This window comes from Pseudomonas sp. FG47, from assembly GCF_057809115.1.
This window is the reverse complement of sequence record NZ_JBMDJI010000032.1, coordinates 25,259-49,951: the sequence shown is the minus strand read 5'-3', so window position 1 is coordinate 49,951 and position 24,693 is coordinate 25,259. Positions and strand designations below refer to the sequence as shown.

The window sequence follows — 24,693 nt, the reverse complement described above, 5'->3', positions numbered from 1 at the left end:
GGGAAGTGTCAACCATGTCTCCGTACACGTGTCCACCATGTGTCCGGTCTCTACAGATCCTTCAAAAAGGGACCCGCCGTAAGGGCGGAAAGGTGACTATGCGTCGACATCACAAATGAATGCACACAAAACAACCAAAACCAACAACTAACCAACTAACCAACTAACCAAAACATGATCACTAAAATCAAAACGCCAGGAACTTCCTAAAGCCCCTGACGCCAGCCAGCATTTAGCCAAACGGCCGCAACCCCTGCTTCATCCCAAACAGAAACAACAACAGATCATGGTCCGGCTGAGCCCGCGCCTGATCAGCCTTAGCCACCCGCGGCAGCGGGCACAACCCACCGACCTCGGCCTTGCTGAACACGGTCGGGCGAGGCTGCTCCCAGGCCGCCGCCGCCGCGGTGGTCACCGCCAACGCCGCCACCAGGAACAAAGCTCGAGCGATTTCTAGTTTCATTGCTCTAACCCTTTGACAGCGCTGCCAAACGCCATCTGGTAAAAATAGAGCAACATCTGCCATTGCGCGTCATTGAACGACGAATGGCGGCGCAGTTGGCGCAGGTCGTTGTACGCCGCGCGCTGGCAACTGATCCGCCGCCGGCATTTCTCCAGATCGAGCAACGCCACCTCGACCCGCGCCTGCTCCCCGTCGCCCATCACCTTGACGAACACATGCTTGCCGTACAGGCAGCCATGTTGCCAATGGCCCAGGTGCATACGCGCCAGGTTGTCCGCCAAGTCCTTGAGCATGCGCTCGTGAACCGCCTGCGGATATCGCTCGCGGGCACCCTCGGCATGCCAGGTATCAAGATCGACGAACCCCTCGAGCGCCTCGCTCACCAGCAATGCGCGCCATTGATGATCGGCATCGCGCTCGGCGCCGGCATAGACGATGCGCGGCACCCGCACACCCAACTGCTCGAAGCTGTGCAATGCATCGAGTTCGCGCAACACCGTGGGCCGGCCGAACGGGTGCAGCAGGCTGCGATAGATATGCCCCACCTGACGCTTGGCATACAGCATGTGGCCATGGTCATCGCTCAGGCGCTGCACACCACTCTCGCCACCGCGGCGCTGGTTAGGTTCCTCGACCCACTCCCCCTGCTGCTGCCAGTAATACTCGAACTGCCTGGATTCTTTCTGGACTACCGCCATCAATCTCTACCCCTTGCGCAATACATACACTCGCCACATGGCATAGAACGGCAGGAAGTCGAGACGTTCCTGAATCCTGAAGCCAGCAGAGGAAAATTCTTCTTCAACTGTAGCCGCTGGTAACACAAACCGGTTCTGATAGCTGCCCTGCGCTGCCTGGGCACCACGGCGAACCTCCAGCTTGCGACGTCGCCAAGCCTTGAAATTACCATCCACCCACAGTGACAGAATTACACTGTCACGACTAACTCTTTGAAATTCTGAAAGAATTGTTCTGCGATGGGCTGGATCACCAATGTGATGGAACAGCCGCATACAAAAAATGCTGTCGACTGCGTTATCCGGCAGATCAATCGCGAAAGCGGAAGTCTGCAAGGGGCGTACCCGCGCCACCACCTCTGGCGGTTGTGCCGTACAGGCTGTCTCGATCATCGCGGCAGAGTTGTCCGCCCCGATGATCACCCGGTTGGGTTTCTCCGCCAGCAGCGGCCAGAAACGGCCAGCACCGCACGGAAGGTCAAGCACCAGCCCCGGTTCCCCGGCCAGCGCCAAGGCACGCCGGGCCAACTGCTCGTCGCGCAGGTGAGAAAGGCGACGGGCCAGGCCATCCTGGTGCTTGAGGAAGTACTCACGGGCATGGTCCCGGTCGTACTTCTGCGAGAACGCAAGTTTGATGGGGCTACGCATTGAACATCTCCTGACTCCAGTGCGCCACACCTTAGGCAGGCAAGCGTTGGCGTCAGGTCATGTCGATGTGAAAAATCTGTCAGAACAAGCCGCAGATGTTACCGAACGTTAATCCGGATCCAAGACGCCGTCGCGGCCCTCGCTGTCCTGCACCACCGGTTTACCCTGGCTCAGGTCTACCTGGAAGCGGCAGCCATGGGGCAGCGTCGCGGTGAGGGTCACTCGCCAGCCCTGGTCGTCGCAGATCCGCTGCACCAGCGACAGGCCAAGGCCCAGGCCTTCGCCACGGCGCTCGTCCCCCCGCACGAAGGGCCGGAACATGGCCTCGCGCTGCTCCTCGGGAATGCCCACGCCGCTGTCCTCGACACTGAACCCATTGGCCTCCAGGCTCAGGCGGATGTAACCACCATCGGTATAGTGGGCGGCGTTGCGTAGCAGGTTGCCCATCACCGATTGCAGGAAGGTGGCGTTGTACAGCACCGGGCTGGCATTCGCTCGACCGTCGTAGTGCAGCACCAGGCCCTTCTGTTCGATGGTGTCGCGCCACACGCCGATCAAGTCGTCGCCCACCTCGCGCAGGGTCGCACGCGAGGCCACCGCGCCCTCGTCGCGCTGGGCCCGCGCTAGCATCAGGAAGGTCTTGACCAGTTCGCGCATCTCCTCGGTCGCCCGGGCAATCCGCTCGACCTGGCTACGCGCGCGGCTCTGCAGGTTGGGGTTCTCCATCAACAGCTCGCACGAGGTGGCCAGCACCATCAAGGGCGTGCGCAGCTCGTGGCTGACGTCGCTGGTGAACAGGCGCTCGCGGGTCAGGGCATCACGCAGGCGCCCAAGGGTATCGTCGAAGGCCACCGCCAACTGGCCAACCTCGTCCGCGGCATAGTCCGGCGCCAGCGGCGGCGCCAGGCCCAGCAACTGGTCGCGATGACGCACCTGGCGCGCCAGGCGAATCACCGGCGCCATCACCCGCCGCGCCAGCAACCATCCGAGTATCACCGCCAGGGCCAGGCTGAGCACGAAGCCCACCACCACCACGGCGAACAGCACCCGCTCGCGCTCCTCGAAGTCGCTCTGGTCCTGCAACAGCACATAGCGCCGGCCATCGACGATCTCGACCATGGCGTGGTACGACAACTGGTCGCGGAACACCTCGTGAAAGCCAACGTCCAGGTGGCGCAGGTCCTTGGGCAGTTCGAAGTCGTCGCGCCCGCCGCTGAAGTAGAACAGCTGGTCGGGGCGCGGCCGGTGGCTCCAGTCGCTGACGCTGTCCATGCGCAGCAGGCGCTGCAGGTCACCGCCCAGTACCGACGAGATCAGCCGCTCCTCGACCAGGTGCACCGTGGCGACGATGCCGAAGGCGAAGGCCCCGGCGACCAGCGCGCTCATCAGCGCAAAGGCGATGATGATGCGCTGGGCAAGGCTCTGTCTAAACTCCATCGCGGCCCTCGGCGAGGCGATAGCCGACGCCATGGACGGTATGCAGCAGGGGCTTTTCGAACGGCTTGTCGATCACCTGGCGCAACTGGTGGACATGGCTACGCAGGCTGTCGCTGTCCGGGCAGTCATCGCCCCACAGGGCTTCTTCCAACACCTCACGGCGCAGCACATGGGGGCTTTTCTGCATCAGCACGGCAAGCAACTTGAGGCCAACCGGGTTGAGCTTGAGCAGGCGGCCCTGGCGGGTGACTTCCAAGGTATCGAGGTCGTAGCTCAGGTCGGCGACCTGCAGCGTGCGCCGCCCGCCGCCCTGGGCACGGCGCAACACCGCTTCAATGCGCGCGGCCAGCTCCGAGAGCGCGAATGGCTTGAGCAGGTAGTCGTCGGCCCCGGAACGGAAACCCTGCAGGCGGTCATCCAACTGGTCGCGAGCAGTGAGCATGATCACCGGTGTATCGCGACGGGCGTCCTCGCGCAGGCGCTTGCACAGCGTGTAACCATCGATGCCCGGCAGCATGATGTCGAGCACGATCAGGTCATAGTGCTCGGTGGCGGCCAGGTGCAGGCCGGACAGGCCGTCCTGGGCGCAGTCGACGGTATAGCCCTTCATGCCGAGGTAGTCGGCCAGGTTGGCGAGGATATCGCGGTTGTCTTCAACCAAAAGAATGCGCATCGAGGTCTCCTGTGCGGCGCTTCGCAGTGCGCGGCAGGCGCAGCTTAAGGCCATCGCCCGCGTGGTGCCAGCCCTGGGGCGAATTCAGCGAACTTGACAGTTTTTTCACTGATCCTTCACGGACACAGGATAGCGGGCGCAGGACAATGCCCAGTCATTTTCACACCCGTCCCCCACCCGCTGGAGTCACCATGCAGGCAACTGTCCACCCTCGCCCGATCAACCCGTGGCTGTACCTGGGCATCCCTTTCGTCACCGCCGTGGCACTGGTCCTGCTGGAATGGACCTCGCTGGACATGGACCTGGCCAGGCTGTTCTACAACCCGGTGGCCGGCGAATTCATCGGCCGCCACAGCTACCTGCTGGAGACCATCCTGCATGACCGGGTCAAGCAAGGCGTGATCGTGCTCGGCGTGCTGAGTATCGCCGCACTTGCCCTGAGTTTTTGCTGGCAGCGCCTGTATGGCTGGCGACGGGAACTGGGCTGCCTGGTACTGGCGTTGGGGCTGTCCACCGCGTTCGTAACCCCACTCAAGCAACTGACCCAGGTGCAATGCCCCTGGAGCCTGACCCAGTTCGGTGGCAAGGAAACCTACAGCAAGCTGCTCGAACCCCGGCCGCCCACCGACAAGCCAGGCTTGTGCTGGCCGGGTGGCCACGCGACGACCGGGTTCTGCCTGTTTGCGCTGTTCTTCGTGCTGCGCGACCGTAAGCCGCGGCTGGCGCGGGCGGCGTTGTTGCTCGCGTTCGTGGCGGGCTCGGTGTTGTCGTTGGGACGGATGATGCAGGGGGCGCACTTCTTGTCGCACAACGTGTGGACGGCAGTGTTCTGCTGGTTGATCGGCCTTGGGTCGTATTACCTGGTGCTGTATCGCCGGGGCCGGGCGCAAGCGCCAGCCGGCGAGCGCAGCATGGCCTGAGCCAGGGGCCGCCTTGCCGCCCCACTGGCCTCGAGACAAACGAAAAAGCCCCGGCTCTCGCGAGCCGGGGCTTTTCCTTGGTGCAGGGGGTAAGGCTGGCTTACATCATGCCGCCCATGCCACCCATGCCGCCCATGTCAGGCATGCCGCCAGCAGCTGGCTTGTCTTCCGGCAGGTCGGCAACCATGGCTTCGGTGGTGATCATCAGACCGCCGATCGAAGCTGCGGCTTGCAGGGCCGAACGGGTGACCTTGGCTGGGTCCAGGATGCCCATCTCGATCATGTCACCGTATTCGCCGGTAGCGGCGTTGTAACCGAAGTTGCCCGAACCTTGCTTGACCTTGTCAGCGACAACGCTTGGCTCGTCGCCGGCGTTGGCAGTGATCTGGCGCAGCGGGGCTTCGACGGCGCGGCGCAGCAGGGCGATACCGACGTTCTGGTCTTCGTTGTCGCCTTTGAGCTCAACGATGGCAGCCAGGGCGCGCACCAGGGCAACACCACCGCCAGGTACCACGCCTTCTTCGACGGCAGCACGGGTCGCGTGCAGGGCGTCTTCGACGCGGGCTTTCTTCTCTTTCATCTCGACTTCGGTGCCGGCACCGACCTTGATCACGGCAACACCGCCAGCCAGCTTGGCCAGACGCTCTTGCAGCTTCTCACGGTCGTAGTCCGAAGTGGTGTCGGCAACCTGGGCGCGGATCTGGGTGACGCGAGCCTGGATGTCGGATTCTTGGCCAGCACCGTCGATGATGGTGGTGTTTTCCTTGGACAGGATCACGCGCTTGGCGTTACCCAGGTGCTCCAGGGTGGCGGTTTCCAGGGACAGGCCGATCTCTTCGGAGATCACGGTGGCGCCGGTCAGGACGGCGATGTCCTGCAGCATGGCCTTGCGGCGATCGCCGAAGCCAGGGGCCTTGACGGCGGCAACCTTGACGATGCCACGCATGTTGTTGACCACCAAGGTAGCCAGGGCTTCGCCCTCGACGTCCTCGGCAACGATCAGCAGCGGACGGCCGGCCTTGGCAACGGCTTCCAGTACTGGCAGCAGCTCGCGGATGTTGGAGATCTTCTTGTCGACCAGCAGCAGCAGCGCGCCTTCGAGCTCAGCCACCATGGTGTCCGGCTTGTTGACGAAGTACGGCGACAGGTAGCCGCGGTCGAACTGCATGCCTTCGACGACGGACAGTTCGTTTTCCAGGCCCGAGCCTTCTTCGACGGTGATCACGCCTTCTTTACCGACTTTTTCCATGGCTTCGGCGATGATTTCACCGATGGAGTTGTCGGAGTTGGCGGAGATGGTGCCTACCTGGGCGATGGCCTTGGAGTCGGCGCATGGCTTGGACAGGTTCTTCAGCTCGGCGACGACGGCGGCGGTGGCCTTGTCGATGCCGCGCTTGAGGTCCATCGGGTTCATGCCGGCAGCGACGGCCTTCAGGCCTTCGTTGACGATGGCCTGGGCCAGAACGGTGGCGGTGGTGGTGCCGTCACCGGCAGCATCGTTGGCCTTGGAAGCGACTTCCTTGACCAGCTGGGCGCCCATGTTCTCGAAGGCGTCTTTCAGCTCGATTTCTTTGGCGACGGAAACACCGTCCTTGGTGATGGTCGGCGCGCCGAAGCTCTTGGCCAGAACCACGTTACGGCCTTTCGGGCCGAGGGTCGCTTTTACCGCGTCAGCCAGAACGTTGACACCAACCAGCATTTTCTTACGAGCGGAATCGCCGAATTTTACGTCTTTAGCAGCCATGATCGTTTAATCCTTGGAATTCTTTGGAGTAACGGGAAGTCGGGGAAATCAGCCTTCGATAACGGCGAGGATTTCGTTCTCGGCCATGACCAGCAGGTCTTCGCCATCGACTTTCACGGTGTTGCTGCCCGAGTAAGGGCCGAAAACCACTTTGTCACCCACTTTCACGGCCAGCGCGCGCACTTCGCCGTTGTCCAGGATGCGACCGGTGCCGACGGCGACGACTTCGCCGCGGTTTGGTTTTTCAGCGGCCGAACCCGGCAGGACGATACCGCCAGCGGTTTTCGATTCTTCTTCGCTGCGGCGGATAACGACGCGGTCATGCAGAGGACGAAGCTTCATTGTCGATCTCTCCCAAATAGTGGTTTTCATCGGCCGGTGTCGACACCGGCAGGTTGATACGGTCCGGCGTTGCCGGGAGTGGCCCGCGACGGGCGAACCACGTGTGTCATGCCTGGTGTCACCACCAGAAACCTTGCGGTGACCACATACATGAGGCCGACAAAATTGATTACAAGGCTTGATAGGGAATTTTTTTTACCTGGCCTTTCAAGGCCGATGTGGCCGCCGGCTTGCCCCGCGATGCGGCAAGCCACAGCACTGGACGCCGTTACTTGTCACGACGCTCGTACTCGCCCTCGATCACATTGGGGCGATGGCCACCATCACGCGGTTGCGCCTGGTACGGATCATCCTGGAAGGCTCGTTGGCGCAGGGCCTGCTCCTCGGCACGGCGGCGCATATTCGCCGCCACCAGGCGCCGGGTGAACGGCAACAGGCACAGCAGGCCCAACACGTCGCTGATGAAGCCTGGCAGCAGCAGCAGGCCGCCACCGACCGCCAGCATCAGGCCCTGGAACATGTCCTCGGCGGGCAGTTCGCCACGCTGCAGGCTTTCCCGGGCACGCAAGGCGGTGGCCAGGCCAGCCACGCGCATCACCAGCACACCCAGGGCGGAACCGGCGATGATCAGTAGCAGCGCCGGAAAGAAACCGATGGCGGCGCTGACCTTGACGAAGACGAACAGCTCCAGCACAGGGAAGAGTAGAAACAGCAGTAGAAAAGCACGCATCAAGCATTCCTCGATGGAAGAGAATCTTCCTGTAAGACCATCAGATGGATGCCCTGCTGCCGATTTTCAACCCTCGACCGCCGCCGCCACTGGCCACTGGTCAGCGCGGGCCAGCAGTACCAAGGCCTCGCGGACTTGTGTCGGCGTGTTGCAAGTTTCAGGAAACGCCAGCCAGTGAACGCCCTGGCCGATGCGCAGGTGCATGCCTTCACTGTCGATACCGACCAGTTCGGCAGGCACGCTACGCGGCAGCCCGGTCAGCTCGACGTAGTGGGCAATGGCATTGGCGTGGTCGCTGTTCATGTGCGCGATCATGCTCGCCTCGGCGGAGCCGGCAAACGGGTTGGCCAGGGTCACCTGGTCGAGCCAGTGGATCGCACCGAACCCGCCAATGTAGCGGTGACGCACCGGTTGCAGCACCCAGAAGTCGAAATCGTGGGCCTTGTGATAATTCGCCGACTCGGGAAAGTAACGATAGTAGCGCGCCGCGGCCGCTTCGATGGCGGGCTCGTCGCTGAGCTTGTGGGCCTCGGCCATCACCGTCAGGCGCCCGACGGCCTGCACATCTTCTGCTTCGCGCTCGCCCACCAGCATCGAGCACTTGGGATCCTTGAGCAGGTTATGGGTGTGCTGGGCAATGCGGCTGATAAGGATCAGCGGATGGCCCTCGGCATCCAGGCAGTAGGGCACCACCGAGCCAAAAGGAAAGCCGGGCATCGACTTGGAGTGGGTCGAGAGGACACCGCGATACTCCTTGAGCAGCAGTTCCCGGGCGGGGCGAAGGGCGTTGGTACTCACGGGTGTGGGCTCCTGGCGGCGGACTGGATGAGTGACAAGATAAGCATTATCACCCGCTGCCGCCACTAGGTATGCTGCGCAGGCCTGGAGCTACGCATATCCCTGTAGGAGCGGCCTTGTGTCGCGAAAGGGCTGCGCAGCAGCCCCAGGATCTCAGCGACGAGGCAGACATCGTCGGGGCCGCTTTGCGGCCCTATCGCGACACAAGGCCGCTCCTACAAAGGGCACGCATAGCGCCTGCAGGATCGTCTTACCAGGTAACACCGAATCCGGCGGTATACCGCGTCTTGTCCAGGTCGCTGTCACGCGTGCCCCTGATAACGTCCTTTTCGGCCTTGAGGTTCAACGACGCCCACTCGGTCACCTTGTAACGCAGCCCCAACTCGGCATCCAGCGAGTAGTCGGCGACACTGCTAAACGGCCTGCCGAACTCGCCATTGGTGAAGAACTCGACCTTCTTGCCAATCAGGTAACGGTTGTAATCCCACTTCACCGCGGCGGCATAGAAGTTGTCCTGGCGACCATCCCGGTACTCGAAATCGGTGCGATTGATCAGCGAGCCCAGCGAGAACGCGCCCAGTTCGTCATCCCAGAACTGATAGCCCGGGCCGGTACCGAGGGTGCGTTGGCGGGCCAGGTCCTCGATATGATCGCGCTTGTATTCCAACCGCCCCTGCCAGAACCACTTATCGGTGATGAAGCGGTCCAGGGCGTACTCGGCGCTCCAGTTATTGGTGGTGGTGACGTCATCCTTGGTCTCGCGGTTGTACTCGCCTTCGGCGTTGTGCCGCCAGCGCCCGTGGCGGGCGGTGGTCTTGAAACTGACGTCATAGTCGTCGGTATTGTTCTCGGCGCGCTTGTAGTCCATCGCCACATCGACATTGCCTTTCCACAGGAAGTCCTCAAGCAGCGGTCGCGGTTTCATGATCTGCTCGATGCTGGCCAATTCGACGGTCTTCGGCGCCTCGCCATTGGCCAAGGTCACCTTGCCCGGCTCGGCGGCCTTGAGCGACTTGGCTTTTTCGCCACTGTAGGCATCCTGCTTGACCAGCAGCTCCTGGTCGCTCTCCAGGGTCTGCACCTGCTTCCAGTCCAGGGCGATGGAGCCTCCATAAGGGGTTTCCAACAGCAACTTGCCGCCGTCGAAGACTTTGATCTTGCCGCTCAGGCGGTCACCGTTCTTCATCCACACGGTGTCAGCGAGCGCTGGGGCGCACAGGGAAACGGCAACGAGGCACAGCAGGGTTCTAGAATACATAAATGCAATACGGGTTCGATTCGACGAAAAAGCCGGGCATTATCCAGATACCCCGGCCCTGAGCAAGGACAGACCCACCTCATGTCGATGAGTTCCACTCGCATTTACCCAAACCGCCTGTCCGGTTTCATCCACAGGCCAGGGGCGCCGTGATGCCCACGCCACTAGCACCACCTCCAGCAGACGCACAGGCCCGACGAATGGCGCTGTACTCGGTGCTGGGCCAAGTCCCCAGCGGCAAGGTGGTAAGCTACGGCCAGCTGGCCGAGCTGGCCGGCCTTGGCCGCGCGGCGCGCTGGGTTGGCCGTACCCTGGGGCAGCTGCCTGGCGACACCCGCCTGCCCTGGCATCGCGTGCTCGGCGCTGGTGGCCGGCTGAGCCTGGCGCTGGGCACACCCTCGGGCGACGAACAACGCGCCCGCTTGCGCGCAGAAGGCGTGAATGTGGCCAATAATCGTGTGGATATGGCGCGCCATGGCTGGCGCCCGATGGAGCACAGCGGTTAGAGTGCGCGCTTTGTTTTCGCAAACCTTGAGGCAGATGTTGGCCCATGCCCCGTAAAACCTGGCGCGCTGCGCTCGCTGCCTATGCCAGCCCGTCAACCCTGGTGCTTTTGCTGCTCGGATTCGCCGCCGGCATGCCGTACATGCTGGTGTTCTCGACCCTCTCGGTATGGCTGCGCGAGGCGGGTGTCGCGCGTGAAACCATCGGATATGCCAGCCTGATCGGCCTGGCCTACGCCTTCAAGTGGGTGTGGTCGCCGCTGCTCGACCAGTGGCGCCTGCCGCTGCTCGGCGGCATGGGCCGACGCCGCTCCTGGTTGCTGCTGTCGCAAGTGCTGGTGGTACTTGGCCTGATCGGCATGGGCTTCTGCGACCCGCAAAAGCACCTGTCGTGGCTGATCGCCCTGGCTGTGCTGGTGGCCTTCGCCTCGGCCACCCAGGATATCGCGGTCGACGCCTACCGCCTGGAGATCGCCGATGACCAGCGCCAGGCCGCCCTGGCTGCCAGCTACATGGCCGGTTATCGGGTCGCCGCACTGCTTGCCACAGCCGGCGCGCTGTTCTTTGCCGAGTGGTTCGGCTCCACCGGTTTCAGCTACCTGCATGAAGCCTGGACCGGCACCTACGTGCTGTTTGGCGTGTTGATGCTGCCCGCCGTCTTCACCACCCTGGTGATGCGCGAACCGCCAGTGCCCCTGCGCACCCAACTGTCGGCCGCACGCTATGGGCTGACGCACCAACTGGCCTCGGTGTTCGTGCTGATCATCCTGCTGGTTTCGGTGCCGGCCAGCTTCACCCAGATGTTCAACACCGACTGGGCCAGCGTGGTCTTCGGCGACGCGACCATGCTCGACCTGTTGCTCGAGGACCGCGCCTTCCTGCGCCTGATCCTCTACGTGCTGCTGACCTGGGCTTGCCTGTCGTCCCTGGGCCGCCGCGGCCTGGCGCCGGTGCTCACGCCGGTCAACGACTTCATCATGCGTTACCGCTGGCAGGCATTGCTGCTGCTCGGGCTGATCGCCACCTACCGGATGTCCGACACGGTGATGGGCGTGATGGCCAACGTGTTCTATATCGACATGGGCTTCACCAAGGACCAGATCGCCAGCGTCAGCAAGATCTTCGGCCTGATCATGACCCTGGTCGGCGCCGGCGCCGGCGGCCTGCTGATCGTGCGCTTCGGCATCCTGCCGATCCTGTTCATCGGCGGCGCGGCCTCGGCGGCCACCAACATCCTGTTCCTGATGCTGGCCGACATGGGCCCGAACCTGGAAATGCTGGTGGTGACCATTTCGCTGGACAACTTCAGCTCAGGCCTGGCCACCTCGGCGTTCGTCGCCTACCTGTCGAGCCTGACCAACCTGAAGTTCTCGGCCACCCAATACGCCCTGCTCAGCTCGATCATGCTGTTGTTGCCGCGCCTGATCGGCGGCTACTCAGGGGTGATGGTGGAGAAGTTCGGCTATCACGATTTCTTCCTGATCACCGCCCTGCTGGGCGTGCCGACACTGATCTTGATCGCCCTGCACTGGCGCCAGGAGGCCGGCCGGGGAAAGCCGGTGCCGGTGAGTAACTCTGCCGCCGAGCAACCCTGAACCGTAGGAGCGGCCTTGTGCCGCGAAAGGGCCGCATAGCGGCCCCGGCAATCAGAGCCTCCAACATGACTATTGCCGGGGGCGCGCTGCGCCCCTTTCGCGGCACAAGGCCGCTCCTGCAGGACTCGGGTTTACTGAGTGACAGCCCCTTCCCCGAAACGCCTGCCCACCACGAACCACAAGGGCAACAGCGCCAGCGCCCCTGCCACACCCGCGGCGACGGCGAAGTGCAGCAGGCTCGCCCCGGCGCCAAGCATCGCCAGCACCACGCCGCCCAGCCCCAGCAGCGCGATGGTGATCATGCCCAGCATGGCCGACACCAGGCCCTTGCTCTGTTCGCTGGAGAACAGCGTCATGCGGTACAGCACGGCGTTAGCCACGCCCAGACCCAGGGCATACAGCGACATGCCCGCCACCACGCTGGTCACCGACGACCAGCACCAGGTGGCCAGGACCATCAGCCCCAGCCCCGCCAGGTACGGCCATAGCGCGCCGCGCACCAGCGCCGGCAACGGATAGCGATCGGCGATACGGTTGATGATCAGGTTGCCGAGGATCAGCCCGGCGAATACCGGCAACTGCCACAACGCATAGTCCATCGTGCTCAGGCCCTCGTCGTGGATCAGCAGCACCGGCGACAGGCCGATCCAACCGATCAGTGGCAACCCCACCAGACCCAGCGCCGCGCTACCTGCAACGAAACGCCGGTTGCCCAGCAACTGGGCATAGCCGGCCAGCAGTGGCATCAGGTGAATCGGCGTGAACGCCAGGCGCGAGCCATCGCGGCGCTCCACGCCGAGGGTCTCTGGCATCAGGCGGTACAGCAGCCCCCAGCACAGTACCGCGCCCAGGGCGAAAGCGACGAACAGCCAGCGCCAGTCCAGCCATTGCAGCATCAAGGTACCCACCAATGGGCCGAGCAACGGCGACAGCAGCGCGATGTTGGCCAGCAAAGCCATCATGCGCACGGCGTCGGCCTCGCTGAAGGCCTCGTTGAGCGCCGGGTAGCTGACCGTGACCACGAAGCCCAGGCCGATGCCTTGTAGCAGACGCAGCAGGTTGAACAGGCCAATATCCTGAACCCAGAAGGTAGCCAGGCAGGCCAGCCCGAAGAACAGGCAGCCCGCCAGCAACATCGGGCGCCGGCCAAATCGATCGGCCAGGGGGCCGATCAGCCATTGCAGCACCACGCCACCGAGCAGGTAGAGGTTCAGTGCGTGGGGGATGTATTCGGGGCTGGCCCGCAAGTCACCGACCACCACTGGCATGGCGGGCATCACGGCGTCACTGGCCAGGTAGGTCAGCAGTTCGAATAGCGCCAGGGTCAAGCCGAACAGCAAGGCGCGCAGAGGGGTGATATACAACAGAGGCTTCATGGCGGGCATCAGGTATTGAGGGCGGGGTCAGGCTATATGCCAGATTTGACAGTGCCTGTGCTGTGAACAAGTGTAAGGGCACGAAAAGCAACATGGGGTAAGCCCATCCCCACAAGATTGTAGGAACAGGCTTACCCCACGATGAACAGCGAGGGTGACGAAGCGGATTACTGCACCGCGCTCTCCTGCACCACGCGGATGACCCGCTGCGGGAACGGAATGTCGATGCCTTCGGCCTTGAGCCGGTCACGGGCATGCTCATTGAGCATGAACAGCACGTCCCAGTAGTCGGCAGTCTTGGTCCAGATACGCAGCGACACGGTGATCGAGCTGTCGCCCAGGGTCGAGATCACTGCTTGCGGCGCCGGGTCCTGCAGCACGCGTGGGTCTTGCGCCAGCTCCAGCAGCACGTTGCGCGCCTTCTGCAGGTCGGCATCGTAGTCCACCCCCACATCGAACACGACCTTGCGGGTCGGCTGGCGATTGGTGTTGGTGATGATGCCGTTGGACAGCGCGCCGTTGGGCATGATCACCGTCTTGTTGTCACCGGTGCGCACCACGGTATGGAAGATCTGGATGCTGTCCACGGTGCCTGCGACACCCTGAGCTTCGATCCAGTCACCGATGCGGAACGGGCGGAACATCAGGATCAGCACGCCACCGGCAAAGTTCGCCAGGCTGCCCTGCAACGCCAGGCCGATAGCCAAGCCGGCGGCACCGATGGCGGCGACGAACGAGGTGGTTTCGATACCAATCATCGACGCGACACTGACCATCAGCAGCACTTTCAGCACGATATTGGCCAGGGAGCTGATGAAGCCCTGCAACGCCACATCGGCGCGCAGCCCCACCAGCTTGCCCAGGCGGGCGCTGAGCTTGTTGATGATCCACCAGCCGATGGCCAGTGTCAGCAGCGCCAACAACAGGCGGCTGCCGTATTCCATGATCAATGGAATCCAGGTTTGCGATTGGCGGACCAGCTGATCGACTTCAGCGTTCAAATCCATGTTCATCTCCTGATGCCGAACGGCAAGTGCACAGTAAAGCAGGCCGCTGAAACATCAGCGGCCAAGGGACCTCATGGACATCACTAGGCCATCAAGGTTCCGATGCCGTGATCAGTCGCGGAAGTTGTTGAACTGCAGCGGCATGTCGAATTCCTTGGTGCGCAGCAGGGCAATGGCTTCCTGCAGATCGTCGCGCTTCTTGCCGGTGACGCGCACCTGCTCACCCTGGATGGCGGCCTGGACCTTGAGCTTGCCATCCTTGATGGTGGCGACGATCTTCTTGGCCAGGTCCTTGTCGATACCCTCGCGGAACTTGGCTTCCTGTTTCTTTTCCTTGCCCGAGGCGTAGGGGTCCTTGGTTTCCAGGCATTTGACGTCGATCTTGCGCTTGACCAGCGCCAGGCGCAGGATTTCCAGCATCGCCTCGAGCTGGAACTCCTCCTCGGCGGTCAGCAGCACGGTCTGCTCCTTGTCCTTGAACTCGAAGGTGCCCTTGCCCTTCAAGTCATAACGGCGGTCGAGGTCCTTGATGGCGTTGTCGACGGCGTTCTGCACTTCGTGCTTGTCCAGTTCCGATACCACGTCGAACGAAGGCATGGTTGATCTCCAGAAAAAAAAGCGCGCTCGCCTGAAGATGGAGCGCGTCGGGTTTGATGGTTAAAATGCGCACTCATTATAACGGGTTGCGAAACGCAGATGAGCAGCACCTGGCATATTCTCGGCGCTGGTAGCCTCGGCAGTCTCTGGGCCTGCCGCCTGGCCCGCGCCGGCAAACCGGTAGCCCTGATCCTGCGCGACCAGCAGCGCCTGGCCGCCTATCAACGCAAGGGCGGGCTGACGCTGGTGGAGCAGGATGCCCAGCACCACTATGCGATCCCTGCGCAGAGTTTCGACGCGCCCGGCCCGATCCATCGCCTGCTGGTCGCCTGCAAGGCCTACGACGCCGCGCCTGCCGTGGCGCGTCTGGCCCCCAGGCTGGCCCATGGCGTCGAGCTGATACTGCTGCAGAACGGCCTGGGCAGCCAGGACGAAGTCGCCGAACAGGTGCCGCACGCCCGCTGCATCTTCGCCTCCAGCACCGAGGGCGCGTTCCGCGAAGCGGACTGGCAGGTTCGCTTTGCCGGGCACGGCTTCAACTGGCTGGGTGATCCGGCCAGCCCCGGCATGCCATCCTGGTTCGACGACCTGCACGACGCCGGTATTCCGGCCCAGTGGGCGCTCGACATCCCTACTCGCCTATGGCGCAAACTGGCGCTCAATTGTGCGATCAACCCGCTGACGGTACTGCACGACTGCCAGAATGGCGGCCTGCTCGGACACCTGACCGAAGTCGACCCGCTGTGCGACGAACTGGTCAACCTGCTGCACCGTTGTGGCCAGCCCGAAGCGGCCAGCGACCTGCACGAGGAAGTGCAACGGGTGATCGTCGCCACCGCGGCCAACTACTCTTCGATGTACCAGGACGTTCGCCATGGCCGGCGCACCGAGGTCCACTACCTGCTCGGCCATGCCTGCCGCAGTGCCGCCCGCCACGGCGCCGCGGTGCCGCAGCTGGAACGTCTGCTGCGGCGCCTGGTCGATAACCTCGAGGCGCGCGGCCTGCGCAGCGATTGACGCTTCCATCCACCGGATATGGACACGCCCCGACCCATGACCCTGCGCCAACGCCTGGAAAACCTCCCGGTAGGGCAAAAGCTGCTGGCGGCCCTGCTGGTGCTATTGGTGACCATCCTGCTGGTGGCCAACCTGGCCTTCATCAGCGCCGCCTACTGGATCACCCAGGAAAGCATGGCGCCCCAGGCCTTGCAGACCATCGGCAAGCTGGTGGCCAACCCACAGTTGTCGGCTCGCGCCGGCGACTCGCCAGACACCGCCACGGCGCTGCTCAAGGAGCTCGACAGCTACACGCCACTGCGCGCCGCGGCCATCTACGGCGGCGACGGGCGCATGCTGGCGCAATTGCAGCACGGCGAGGCGCTGACCCTGCCCAAGCGCTTTCGCAACATCGATGGCTGGCGCCTCATGGAGTTTCGCAGCACCCAGCTGATCCGCCTGCCACGCAACGCCAACCCGCCCGCGCACCTGCTACTGGTGGCCAGCAGCGAGTTGCCCACCGCGTTCTATACCGGCACGCTGTCGGCCAGCCTGGCGATCCTGGTGTTCAGCGTGCTGCTGTGGCTGGTCATCGCCCGGCAGATCAAGCGCCTGATCACCCTGCCGATCAACAACCTCGAGGAGTTGTCGCGCCAGGTCACCCGCGAGGAGAGCTACGCGCTGCGCGCCCAGCGCGGCAACGACGACGAGATCGGCAGCCTGGCCGAGGCGTTCAACACCATGCTGTCGCGCATCGAGGCCCGTGAACAGCAGCTCAAACGCACCCGCGACGAATTCCAGGACGCCTACGACCAGGCCCAGGGCCTGGCCGAGGAAACCCGCCACACCAACCGCAAGCTGGAACTGGAAGTCCAGGTGCGCAGCAAGATCGAGAAGAAGCTCACGGGCTTTCAGAACTACCTCAACAGCATCATCGATTCGATGCCCTCGGCGCTGATCGCCCTCGACGAACAGCTTTACGTCACCCAGTGGAACCACGAAGCCACGGTGCTCTCCGGCACGCCGCTGGACGAGGCGCTGAATCAGCCGATTTTCCTCGCCTTCGAACCGCTCAAGCCGTTCCTGCCGCAGCTCAAGGAAAGCGTGGAGAAGCACCGGGTGGCCAAGATCGAGCGGGTCACCTGGCCCAAGGGCGACGAGTTGCGCCATTACGCCCTGACCTTCTACCCGCTGATGGGCGGTGGCGGGCGCGGCGTGGTGATCCGCATAGACGACATCACCCAGCGCCTGTCACTGGAAGAAATGATGGTGCAGTCGGAGAAGATGCTCTCGGTCGGTGGCCTGGCCGCTGGCATGGCCCACGAGATCAACAACCCGCTGGGGGCGATTCTGCACAACGTGCAGAACATCCGCAGGCGCCTGTCGCCGGACCTGCCACGCAACCAGGAGCAGGCCAACGAGCTGGGTATCGACCTGCCGGTGGTCAACCGCTACCTGGACAGCCGCGACGTGCCGCAACTGCTCGATGGCATCCAGCAGGCCGGCGCCAGGGCGGCGAAGATCGTCACCCACATGCTCAGTTTCAGCCGCCGCAGCAATCGCCAGCTGGCACCGTGCGACCTGCCAGCGCTGATCGACCAGGCGGTGGAGATCGCCGGCAACGACTTCGACCTGACCATCGGCTTCGACTTCAAGGGCCAGGCCATCGTCCGCCAGTTCGACCCCGAACTGGGCCCGGTGCCCTGCACCGCCAACGAACTGGAGCAGGTATTGCTCAACCTGCTGAAGAACGCCGCCCAGGCCATCCACCTGCGCCCGCAACCCAGCGAGCCGGGGCGCATCACCTTGCGTACCCGGCTGAGCCCACCCTGGGCGGAAATCCAGGTAGAGGACAATGGCGTCGGCATGCCCGAAACGGTGCGCAAGCGCACCTTCGAGCCGTTCTTCACCACCAAGGAGATCGGCCAGGGCACCGGCCTTGGCTTGTCGGTGTCGTACTTCATCATCACCAACAACCACAAGGGGCAGATGGAAGTACAATCCACGCCCGGCCAGGGCACCTGCTTCACCCTGCGCCTGCCCCTGAACCCGGCCCCGCAGGCCACCACCCACTCGGAGACATGACATGGGCTATCGCCTGTCGAAGATCTATACGCGCACCGGCGACAAAGGTGAAACCGGCCTGGGCGATGGACGCCGGGTGCCCAAGGACCATCCGCGCATCGAGGCGATTGGCGAGGTCGACAGCCTCAACAGTCAACTGGGGGTGTTGCTGGCCGGGCTGGCCGACGCGGGTCTTGGCGAGCTGCTCGAAGTGCTGGCGCCTTGTCAGCATCGGCTGTTCGACCTGGGTGGTGAGTTGGCGATGCCCACTTACCAGGCTCTGAGCAGCGCGGAAGTGGAACGCCTGGAAGCCGCGATTGACCGCTGGAACGACGAGCTGGGGCCACTGAAGAACTTCATCCTGCCCGGGGGCTCGATGCTGGTGGCCCAGGCCCATGTGTGCCGTAGCCTGGCACGCAGCGCAGAGCGGCGCTGCCAGCAATTGAATGCAGTGGAACCGCTGGAGGGAGTGGGGTTGGCCTATATCAACCGACTTTCCGACCTGTTGTTCGTCGCAGCCCGGATCATAGGGCGGCGCCAGGGTGTGGACGAGGTATTGTGGCAGCCTGCGCCTAAACCTGAGGCCTGAGAATGCTGGGGCTGCTGCGCAGCCTATCGCGACACAAGGCCGCTCCTACAAGGATCGCGCGGTCTTCTGTAGGAGCGGCCTTGTGTCGCGATGGGCCGCAAAGCGGCCCCAATGACTCAGATCTCAGGCCAAAACGCCCGAATCCCGGCAACGCCCTGCGCCCCAGCTTCCCAGGCCTGCTCACGCTCACCCGGCCCTACCCCACCCAGTAAGAACACCGGATGACTGAAACCTGCAATCAACCGCTGCGCCTCAGCCCATCCCAGCGGGGCAGCCTCAGGATGCGTCTGAGTCGCCTGCACCGGCGACAGGGTGACAAAATCCACGCCCATCTGCTCAGCCAGCGCCAGCTCTTCTGCGTTATGACAGGAGGCCGCCAACCACCGCTCTTTCGGAAATGGCCGGCCCTTGGCTGCGTATTTGCGCAACTGCGCCGCTGTCAGGTGCCAACCAGCGGACGGGAAGTCTCCCAGCCACTCCAGCGGCCCTTTGAGCATCAACTGCGCCTTGCCGCCACACAGGCCCACCGCATCCACCGCGACGTCACGGTACTTGGGGTCGTACATGTCCGGGGCACGCAGCTGAATCAGGCGAATACCGCTGGCCACAGCCCTTTGAATGCCTTTGAGCATCTCCGGCACTTCCAGACCATCCGGGGTAATCAGGTACTGATCCGGCAGGCGCGCCGCAGCCACGATCGGTTTGTTGGCCTCGGGGAACTCGTATTGCGCCAACTCCCGTGGCGTAACCCAAGCGAGCGGCTGGCCTTCGGCGCCGTGGGGTTCGCCAGTGAACGCCTGGACCTCGCGGACATCCAGCAACACCTGTTTGTCCGGGTAGTCATGGCTGACTTTGATCAACGCCCGCGAACGGGTCACGTCGATACCCAGTTCCTCGCGAAGCTCTCGGGCCAGCGCCGCTTCGACGCTTTCGCCCTCCTCCACCTTACCGCCAGGGAATTCCCACAAACCGCCCTGGTGCTGGCTGTCGGCACGTCGAGCAATGAGGATACGGCCATCGTTACCGCGAATGACCGCTGCTGCTACATGAATCCGTTTCACCCTTCACGCTCCGCCAGGCCAGCCTGCTGCCAGGCCTGGAAGGCCGACCACTGGTAGATGGTTTCGATATAGGCGGCGGCCTCGGCCGGTACCTCGACGCGGTAGGTGCGCAGGCGCACGGCCACCGGGGCGAAGAAGGCATCGGCCAGGGTCGGCCGGCCAAACAGGAACGGGCCGCTATCCTTGGCCACCAGGCGGCACTCGGACCACAGGGCGACGATGCGGTCGATGTCGACCTGCACATCCAGCGGCACGCTTTCCAGCGCCTGGTCGCGGGACAGGTCGAACGGCATGGCGCCGCGCAGGGCGAAGAAGCCGCTGTGCATCTGCGCGCAGGCCGAGCGGGCCTGGGCACGGGCGGCGACGTCCTCCGGCCAGAGCCGGGCTGCGAGGTGCTGTTCGTTGAGGTATTCGGCAATCGCCAGGGAATCGGCAATCACCCCGTGCTCGGTCTTGAGCAGCGGCACCTTGCCGGTGGCTGAGAAGGCCAGCAGTCGCTGGCGGGTGTCGGGCTGGTTGAGTTTGACCAGGGTTTCTTCGTAGGGCACGCCGGCCAGGTCGAGGGCCAGGGCGCCGCGTAGCGACCAGGAAGAATACAGCTTGTCGCCGATGATCAGGTGATAGCTCATGATTGGGCTCCAGCGGATTCGGGATAATGGGGCTGCGTTGCAGCCCTTTCGCGGCACAAGGCCGCTCCTACAGGAGGTCGCGTGCTCTTGTAGGAGCGGCCTTGTGCCGCGAAAGGGCCGCACAGCGGCCCCAGTTATATCAAGTACGGTATTCGGCGTTGATCTTCACGTACTCGTGGGACAGGTCGGTGGTCCAGATGGTTTCGCTGCACTGGCCACGGCCCAACTCGATGCGAATGGTGATCTCTTCCTGGGCCATCACCGCCGAGCCTTGAGCCTCGGTGTAGCTCGGGTTGCGCCCGCCTTTGCTGGCGATGCACACGCTGTCCAGGTACACATCGATCAGGCTGACATCCAGCTCTGGGACGCCAGCACGGCCGACAGCGGCGAGGATACGGCCCCAGTTGGGGTCGGAAGCGAACAGCGCGGTCTTGATCAGTGGCGAGTGGGCGACGGCGTAGCCGACGTCCAGGCATTCCTGGTGATTGCCACCACCGTTGACCTGCACGGTGACGAACTTGGTGGCGCCTTCGCCGTCACGGACGATGGCCTGGGCCACTTCCATGCACACCTCGAACACCGCCTTTTTCAGGGCCTCGAACAGCTCGCCGCGGGCCTCGGTCACCTCCGGCACATCGGCCTTGCCGGTGGCGATCAGCATGCAGCAGTCGTTGGTCGAGGTATCGCCGTCGATGGTGATGCGGTTGAACGACTTGTTGGCGCCGTCGAGCATCAGGTCCTTGAGCACCTGGGGCGCGACCTTGGCGTCGGTGGCGATGTAGCCGAGCATGGTGGCCATGTTCGGGCGGATCATCCCCGCGCCCTTGCTGATACCGGTGACGGTGATGGTCTTGCCGGCGAACTGGAACTGACGGCTGGCGCCCTTGGGCAGGGTGTCGGTGGTCATGATGCCGGTGGCGGCTTCGGCCCAGTTGTTTTCCGACAGGTTGTCCAGGGCGGCCTGCAGCGCGCCTTCGATCTTCTCGACCGGCAGCGGCTCGCCGATCACGCCGGTGGAGAACGGCAGCACCGACTCGGCCGGGACCCCGGCCAGCTCGGCCAGCTTGGCACAGGTGCGTTCGGCGGCGGCCAGGCCAGGGGCGCCGGTGCCGGCGTTGGCATTGCCAGTGTTGGTCAACAGGTAGCGCACGCTGCCCTGCACGCGTTGCTTGGAGAGGATCACCGGTGCCGCGCAAAAGGCGTTGAGGGTGAACACGCCCGCGACACTGGAGCCTTCGGCGCAACGCATCACCACCACATCCTTGCGCCCGGGGCGCTTGATGCCCGCCGAAGCGATGCCGAGTTCGAAACCGGGAACCGGGTGCAGGGTGGGCAAAGGACCAAGACCAACAGCCATGTAAGCGCTCCTAGAAATTAATGCGGGGGATGAGGGGGCGCTGCGCGCCCCTTTCGCGACACAAGGCCGCTCCTACAGGATTACTGCGATTCCTGTAGAAGCGGCCTTGTGTCGCGATGGGCTGCAAGGCAGCCCCGGGATTTCAAGCCAGGGGTGAGATCAGATCACTCGATCTGCCCATGGCAGTGCTTGAATTTCTTGCCCGAACCACACCAGCATGGCTCGTTGCGGCCCAGCTTCATGTCGTTGCGCACAGGGGCCGACGCGACGGCGACTTCAGCGCCCTCCTCGGCCAATTGCTCGCCTTCCAGGCCAGGCGCGGCGGCATGCTGGAACTGCATGCGGCTGGCCAGCTCCTCGGCCTCGCGGCGCAGACGGGCTTCTTCCTCGGCCGGGTCTTCGCGGCGTACCTGCACGTGCGACAGCACGCGGATGGTGTCGCGCTTGATCGACTCGAGCAGTTCCTGGAACAGGGTGAAGGATTCGCGCTTGTACTCCTGCTTCGGGTTCTTCTGCGCGTAGCCGCGCAGGTGAATACCGTGGCGCAGGTGGTCCATGGTCGACAGGTGGTCTTTCCACAGGTCGTCCAGCACGCGCAGCAGGATCTGCTTCTCGAAAGTGCGCAGGGCGTCGAGGCCAGCCTGGTCTTCCTTCTCGTGGTAGGCGTCGGTGATTTCCTTGAGCAGCTTCTCGCGCAGGGTCTCCTCGTAGAGGTGATCGTCCTCGTCGAGCCACTGCTGGATCGGCAGCTTGATGGCGAAGTCGCTGGACAGCGAGGCCTCCAGGCCAGCCACGTCCCACTGCTCGGGCAGCGATTGCGGCGGGATGTGCTGGCTGATGGTGGCATCGAGCACTTCCTGGCGGAACTCGGCGATGGTGTCGCCGATATTCTCGGCCGCCAGCAGGCTGTTGCGCATGTGGTAGATCACCTTGCGCTGTTCGTTGGCCACGTCGTCGTATTCGAGCAGCTGCTTGCGGATATCGAAGTTGCGACCCTCGACCTTGCGCTGGGCCTTCTCGATGGCGTTGGTGACCATGCGGTGCTCGATGGCCTCGCCGGACTGCATGCCCAGCGCCTTCATGAAGTTCTTCACCCGGTCGGAGGCGAAGATACGCATCAGGCTGTCTTCCAGCGACAGGTAGAAGCGGCTGGAGCCGGCATCGCCCTGACGGCCGGCACGGCCACGCAGCTGGTTGTCGATACGGCGCGATTCGTGACGCTCGGAGGCGATCACGTGCAGGCCGCCAGCCTCCAGCACCTGCTGGTGGCGTTTCTGCCAGTCGGCCTTGATCTGGGCAATCTGTTCGGCGCTCGGGTTGTCCAGCGCGGCGACTTCGGCCTCCCAGTTACCGCCCAGCAGGATGTCGGTACCGCGACCGGCCATGTTGGTGGCGATGGTCAGGGCGCCCGGCGCACCGGCTTGCGCGATGATCTCGGCTTCCTTCTCGTGATACTTGGCGTTGAGGACCTTATGGTCGATACCTTCCTTCTTGAGCAGGTTGGACATGTGCTCGGAGGTTTCGATGGTCGCGGTACCCACCAGCACCGGACGGCCCTGGGTCATGCTTTCCTTGATGTCGGCGATGATCGCGGCGTATTTCTCGTCGGCGGTCAGGTACACCAGGTCGTTGAAATCCTTGCGCGCCAGCGGCTTGTTCGGCGGGATCACCATCACGTTGAGGGCGTAGATCGACTGGAACTCGAACGCCTCGGTGTCGGCGGTACCGGTCATGCCGGACAGCTTGGTGTACAGGCGGAAGTAGTTCTGGAAGGTGGTCGAGGCCAGGGTCTGGCTCTCGGCCTGGATGTTCAGGTTTTCCTTGGCCTCGATGGCCTGATGCAGGCCTTCGGACAGGCGGCGACCCGGCATGGTACGGCCGGTGTGCTCGTCGATCAGGAGGATCTGGCCTTCCTGGACGATGTACTCGATGTTGCGGTGGAACAGCTTGTGCGCGCGCAGGCCGGCGTAGACGTGGGTCAGCAGGCCCAGGTTGTGCGCCGAGTACAGGCTCTCGCCCTCGGCCAGCAGGCCGGACTGGGTGAGCATGTCCTCGATGAACTGGTGACCGGCTTCGTTGAGCTCGACCTGACGGCTCTTCTCGTCGATGGTGTAGTGGCCCTCTTGGGTCACCTGGCCTTCGACTTCCTCGATGTGCTGGGTCAGGCGCGGGATCAGGCGGTTGATCTCGATGTACAGCTTGGAGCTGTCCTCGGCCTGGCCGGAGATGATCAGCGGGGTACGCGCTTCGTCGATGAGGATCGAGTCGACTTCGTCGATCACCGCGAAGTTAAGCTCACGCTGGAACTTCTCGTCCTGGCTGAAGGCCATGTTGTCGCGCAGGTAGTCGAAACCGAATTCGTTGTTGGTGCCGTAGGTGATGTCGGCGGCGTAGGCAGCGCGCTTTTCCTCAGGCGGCTGGAAGGCCGAGACGATACCCACGGTGAGGCCGAGGAACTCGTACAGCGGGCGCATCCAGTTGGCGTCACGGCGGGCCAGGTAGTCGTTGACCGTGACCACGTGCACGCCTTTGCCGGACAGCGCGTTGAGGTAGACGGCCAGGGTACCGACCAAGGTCTTGCCTTCACCGGTGCGCATTTCTGCGATCATGCCTTCGTGCAAGGTCATGCCACCGATCAGCTGGACATCGAAGTGACGCATGCCCATCACGCGCTTGCCGGCCTCACGGGCCACGGCGAAGGCTTCAGGCAGCAGCTGGTCGAGGGTCTCGCCTTTGGCCAGGCGCTCTTTGAACTCTGCGGTCTTGCCCCGCAGTTGCTCGTCAGAGAGGGCCACCATTTTCTCTTCGAAGGCGTTGACGGCGCTCACCGTCTTGAGCATGCGCTTGATTTCACGCTCGTTCTTGCTTCCAAAAAGTTTCTTTAACAAAGGCGCAAACATATCGGCAGGATCTTCCACACGTAGGGATGGAGGGCGGCCCCGTGAAGTCGCCCGTGCAGCCCATAGGCCGCATGCGAACGAGCATTCTACCCGGAAACGATGGTGAGGAAAGTGGTGGATTTCCACGATGCTGGCACAGCGCTTTTAGGGGGCCTGACTAACATAGGGGCTTTTTTCGCAAGTTCAAGGTGCGCGGACATGAAACGTATCGCGAATGACTTGCATCAAGATCCAGCAACCGATCGCGGGGCAGTCCGCGATGAATGCCC

General features: G+C 63.4%; 23 protein-coding genes. 6 read left to right on the top strand and 17 right to left on the bottom strand.

The window, feature by feature from the left end:
• Positions 1–232: 232 nt before the first annotated feature.
• The 5 genes from ACODS5_RS19805 to colR form a co-directional block, all read right to left on the bottom strand.
• The gene (locus ACODS5_RS19805; RefSeq protein ID WP_134693942.1) at positions 233–463 is read right to left on the bottom strand and encodes a hypothetical protein; all 231 of its coding nucleotides are present in this window, start codon (positions 461–463) and stop codon (positions 233–235) included.
• Positions 460–1,161: a lipopolysaccharide kinase InaA family protein gene (locus ACODS5_RS19800; protein WP_134693943.1), complete on the bottom strand. Its 702-nt coding sequence runs from the start codon at positions 1,159–1,161 to the stop codon at positions 460–462. Before ACODS5_RS19800 ends, ACODS5_RS19805 begins: the two co-directional genes overlap by 4 nt.
• Before the next feature lie 6 nt (positions 1,162–1,167).
• The gene (locus ACODS5_RS19795) at positions 1,168–1,848 is read right to left on the bottom strand and encodes a class I SAM-dependent methyltransferase (RefSeq protein ID WP_134693944.1); all 681 of its coding nucleotides are present in this window, start codon (positions 1,846–1,848) and stop codon (positions 1,168–1,170) included.
• Positions 1,849–1,956: 108 nt separating this feature from the next.
• Positions 1,957–3,285: a sensor histidine kinase gene (locus tag ACODS5_RS19790; RefSeq protein WP_134693945.1), complete on the bottom strand. Its 1,329-nt coding sequence runs from the start codon at positions 3,283–3,285 to the stop codon at positions 1,957–1,959.
• On the bottom strand, positions 3,275–3,958 hold the full coding sequence (gene colR / locus ACODS5_RS19785) for a two-component system response regulator ColR (RefSeq protein ID WP_003255215.1): 684 nt from the start codon (positions 3,956–3,958) through the stop codon (positions 3,275–3,277). The genes ACODS5_RS19790 and colR overlap by 11 nt, the downstream gene beginning before the upstream one ends.
• A 191-nt stretch (positions 3,959–4,149) precedes the next feature.
• Here colR and ACODS5_RS19780 point away from each other — a divergent pair, with 191 nt between their 5' ends.
• The gene (locus ACODS5_RS19780; protein ID WP_489109461.1) at positions 4,150–4,878 is read left to right on the top strand and encodes a phosphatase PAP2 family protein; all 729 of its coding nucleotides are present in this window, start codon (positions 4,150–4,152) and stop codon (positions 4,876–4,878) included.
• A gap of 100 nt (positions 4,879–4,978) precedes the next feature.
• On the opposite strand, the gene groL is transcribed toward ACODS5_RS19780, so the two are convergent.
• The 5 genes from groL to ACODS5_RS19755 all read right to left on the bottom strand — a co-directional run bounded on the left by groL (position 4,979) and on the right by ACODS5_RS19755 (position 9,750).
• Positions 4,979–6,622: a chaperonin GroEL gene (gene groL, locus ACODS5_RS19775; protein ID WP_134693947.1), complete on the bottom strand. Its 1,644-nt coding sequence runs from the start codon at positions 6,620–6,622 to the stop codon at positions 4,979–4,981.
• A 48-nt stretch (positions 6,623–6,670) separates the two neighbouring features.
• Positions 6,671–6,964, bottom strand: coding sequence for a co-chaperone GroES (locus ACODS5_RS19770; RefSeq protein ID WP_003260750.1), 294 nt, complete (start codon positions 6,962–6,964; stop codon positions 6,671–6,673).
• Between the two features lie 268 nt (positions 6,965–7,232).
• Positions 7,233–7,694, bottom strand: a complete 462-nt coding sequence (locus ACODS5_RS19765; protein ID WP_489109460.1) for an FxsA family protein — start codon at positions 7,692–7,694, stop codon at positions 7,233–7,235.
• 66 nt (positions 7,695–7,760) lie between these two features.
• Positions 7,761–8,492: a HugZ family pyridoxamine 5'-phosphate oxidase gene (locus tag ACODS5_RS19760; protein ID WP_134693949.1), complete on the bottom strand. Its 732-nt coding sequence runs from the start codon at positions 8,490–8,492 to the stop codon at positions 7,761–7,763.
• A 250-nt stretch (positions 8,493–8,742) separates the two neighbouring features.
• Positions 8,743–9,750, bottom strand: coding sequence for a DUF481 domain-containing protein (locus tag ACODS5_RS19755; RefSeq protein ID WP_489109459.1), 1,008 nt, complete (start codon positions 9,748–9,750; stop codon positions 8,743–8,745).
• A gap of 152 nt (positions 9,751–9,902) precedes the next feature.
• Between ACODS5_RS19755 and ACODS5_RS19750 the strand changes: the two genes are divergently transcribed.
• A complete protein-coding gene (locus tag ACODS5_RS19750; protein ID WP_134693952.1) occupies positions 9,903–10,256 on the top strand; it encodes an MGMT family protein in 354 nt (117 codons plus the stop codon).
• Between the two features lie 44 nt (positions 10,257–10,300).
• The gene (locus tag ACODS5_RS19745; RefSeq protein WP_134693953.1) at positions 10,301–11,848 is read left to right on the top strand and encodes an AmpG family muropeptide MFS transporter; all 1,548 of its coding nucleotides are present in this window, start codon (positions 10,301–10,303) and stop codon (positions 11,846–11,848) included.
• Positions 11,849–11,979: 131 nt separating this feature from the next.
• On the opposite strand, the gene ACODS5_RS19740 is transcribed toward ACODS5_RS19745, so the two are convergent.
• The 3 genes from ACODS5_RS19740 to ACODS5_RS19730 all read right to left on the bottom strand — a co-directional run bounded on the left by ACODS5_RS19740 (position 11,980) and on the right by ACODS5_RS19730 (position 14,828).
• Positions 11,980–13,224 (bottom strand): MFS transporter, encoded by a 1,245-nt coding sequence (locus ACODS5_RS19740; protein WP_489109458.1) that lies wholly within the window; start codon positions 13,222–13,224, stop codon positions 11,980–11,982.
• A gap of 167 nt (positions 13,225–13,391) precedes the next feature.
• Positions 13,392–14,231, bottom strand: a complete 840-nt coding sequence (locus ACODS5_RS19735; protein WP_134693955.1) for a mechanosensitive ion channel family protein — start codon at positions 14,229–14,231, stop codon at positions 13,392–13,394.
• Positions 14,232–14,342: 111 nt separating this feature from the next.
• On the bottom strand, positions 14,343–14,828 hold the full coding sequence (locus ACODS5_RS19730) for a YajQ family cyclic di-GMP-binding protein (protein WP_011535522.1): 486 nt from the start codon (positions 14,826–14,828) through the stop codon (positions 14,343–14,345).
• 99 nt (positions 14,829–14,927) lie between these two features.
• On the opposite strand from ACODS5_RS19730, the gene ACODS5_RS19725 reads away from it, so the two are divergent.
• The 3 genes from ACODS5_RS19725 to ACODS5_RS19715 are packed head-to-tail and all read left to right on the top strand — an operon-like array spanning position 14,928 to position 18,477.
• Positions 14,928–15,845 carry a putative 2-dehydropantoate 2-reductase gene (locus ACODS5_RS19725; protein ID WP_134693956.1) on the top strand — a complete coding sequence of 306 codons (918 nt, stop codon included), beginning with the start codon at positions 14,928–14,930 and terminating at the stop codon, positions 15,843–15,845.
• 36 nt (positions 15,846–15,881) lie between these two features.
• Positions 15,882–17,909 (top strand): sensor histidine kinase, encoded by a 2,028-nt coding sequence (locus ACODS5_RS19720; RefSeq protein WP_134693957.1) that lies wholly within the window; start codon positions 15,882–15,884, stop codon positions 17,907–17,909.
• 1 nt (position 17,910) lies between these two features.
• Positions 17,911–18,477 (top strand): cob(I)yrinic acid a,c-diamide adenosyltransferase, encoded by a 567-nt coding sequence (locus ACODS5_RS19715; RefSeq protein ID WP_489109457.1) that lies wholly within the window; start codon positions 17,911–17,913, stop codon positions 18,475–18,477.
• Between the two features lie 116 nt (positions 18,478–18,593).
• Here the strand turns inward: ACODS5_RS19715 and ACODS5_RS19710 are convergent, their stop codons facing one another.
• From ACODS5_RS19710 to secA, 4 genes are all read right to left on the bottom strand, one after another.
• Complete coding sequence (locus ACODS5_RS19710) at positions 18,594–19,538, bottom strand: Nudix family hydrolase (protein WP_489109456.1); 945 nt, start codon at positions 19,536–19,538, stop codon at positions 18,594–18,596.
• Positions 19,535–20,167 (bottom strand): glutathione S-transferase family protein, encoded by a 633-nt coding sequence (locus tag ACODS5_RS19705; protein ID WP_489109455.1) that lies wholly within the window; start codon positions 20,165–20,167, stop codon positions 19,535–19,537. The genes ACODS5_RS19710 and ACODS5_RS19705 overlap by 4 nt, the downstream gene beginning before the upstream one ends.
• Positions 20,168–20,306: 139 nt before the next feature.
• A complete protein-coding gene (gene argJ, locus ACODS5_RS19700) occupies positions 20,307–21,524 on the bottom strand; it encodes a bifunctional glutamate N-acetyltransferase/amino-acid acetyltransferase ArgJ (RefSeq protein ID WP_134693963.1) in 1,218 nt (405 codons plus the stop codon).
• A 164-nt stretch (positions 21,525–21,688) separates the two neighbouring features.
• The gene (gene secA / locus ACODS5_RS19695; RefSeq protein ID WP_134693964.1) at positions 21,689–24,424 is read right to left on the bottom strand and encodes a preprotein translocase subunit SecA; all 2,736 of its coding nucleotides are present in this window, start codon (positions 24,422–24,424) and stop codon (positions 21,689–21,691) included.
• Positions 24,425–24,693: the final 269 nt, after the last annotated feature.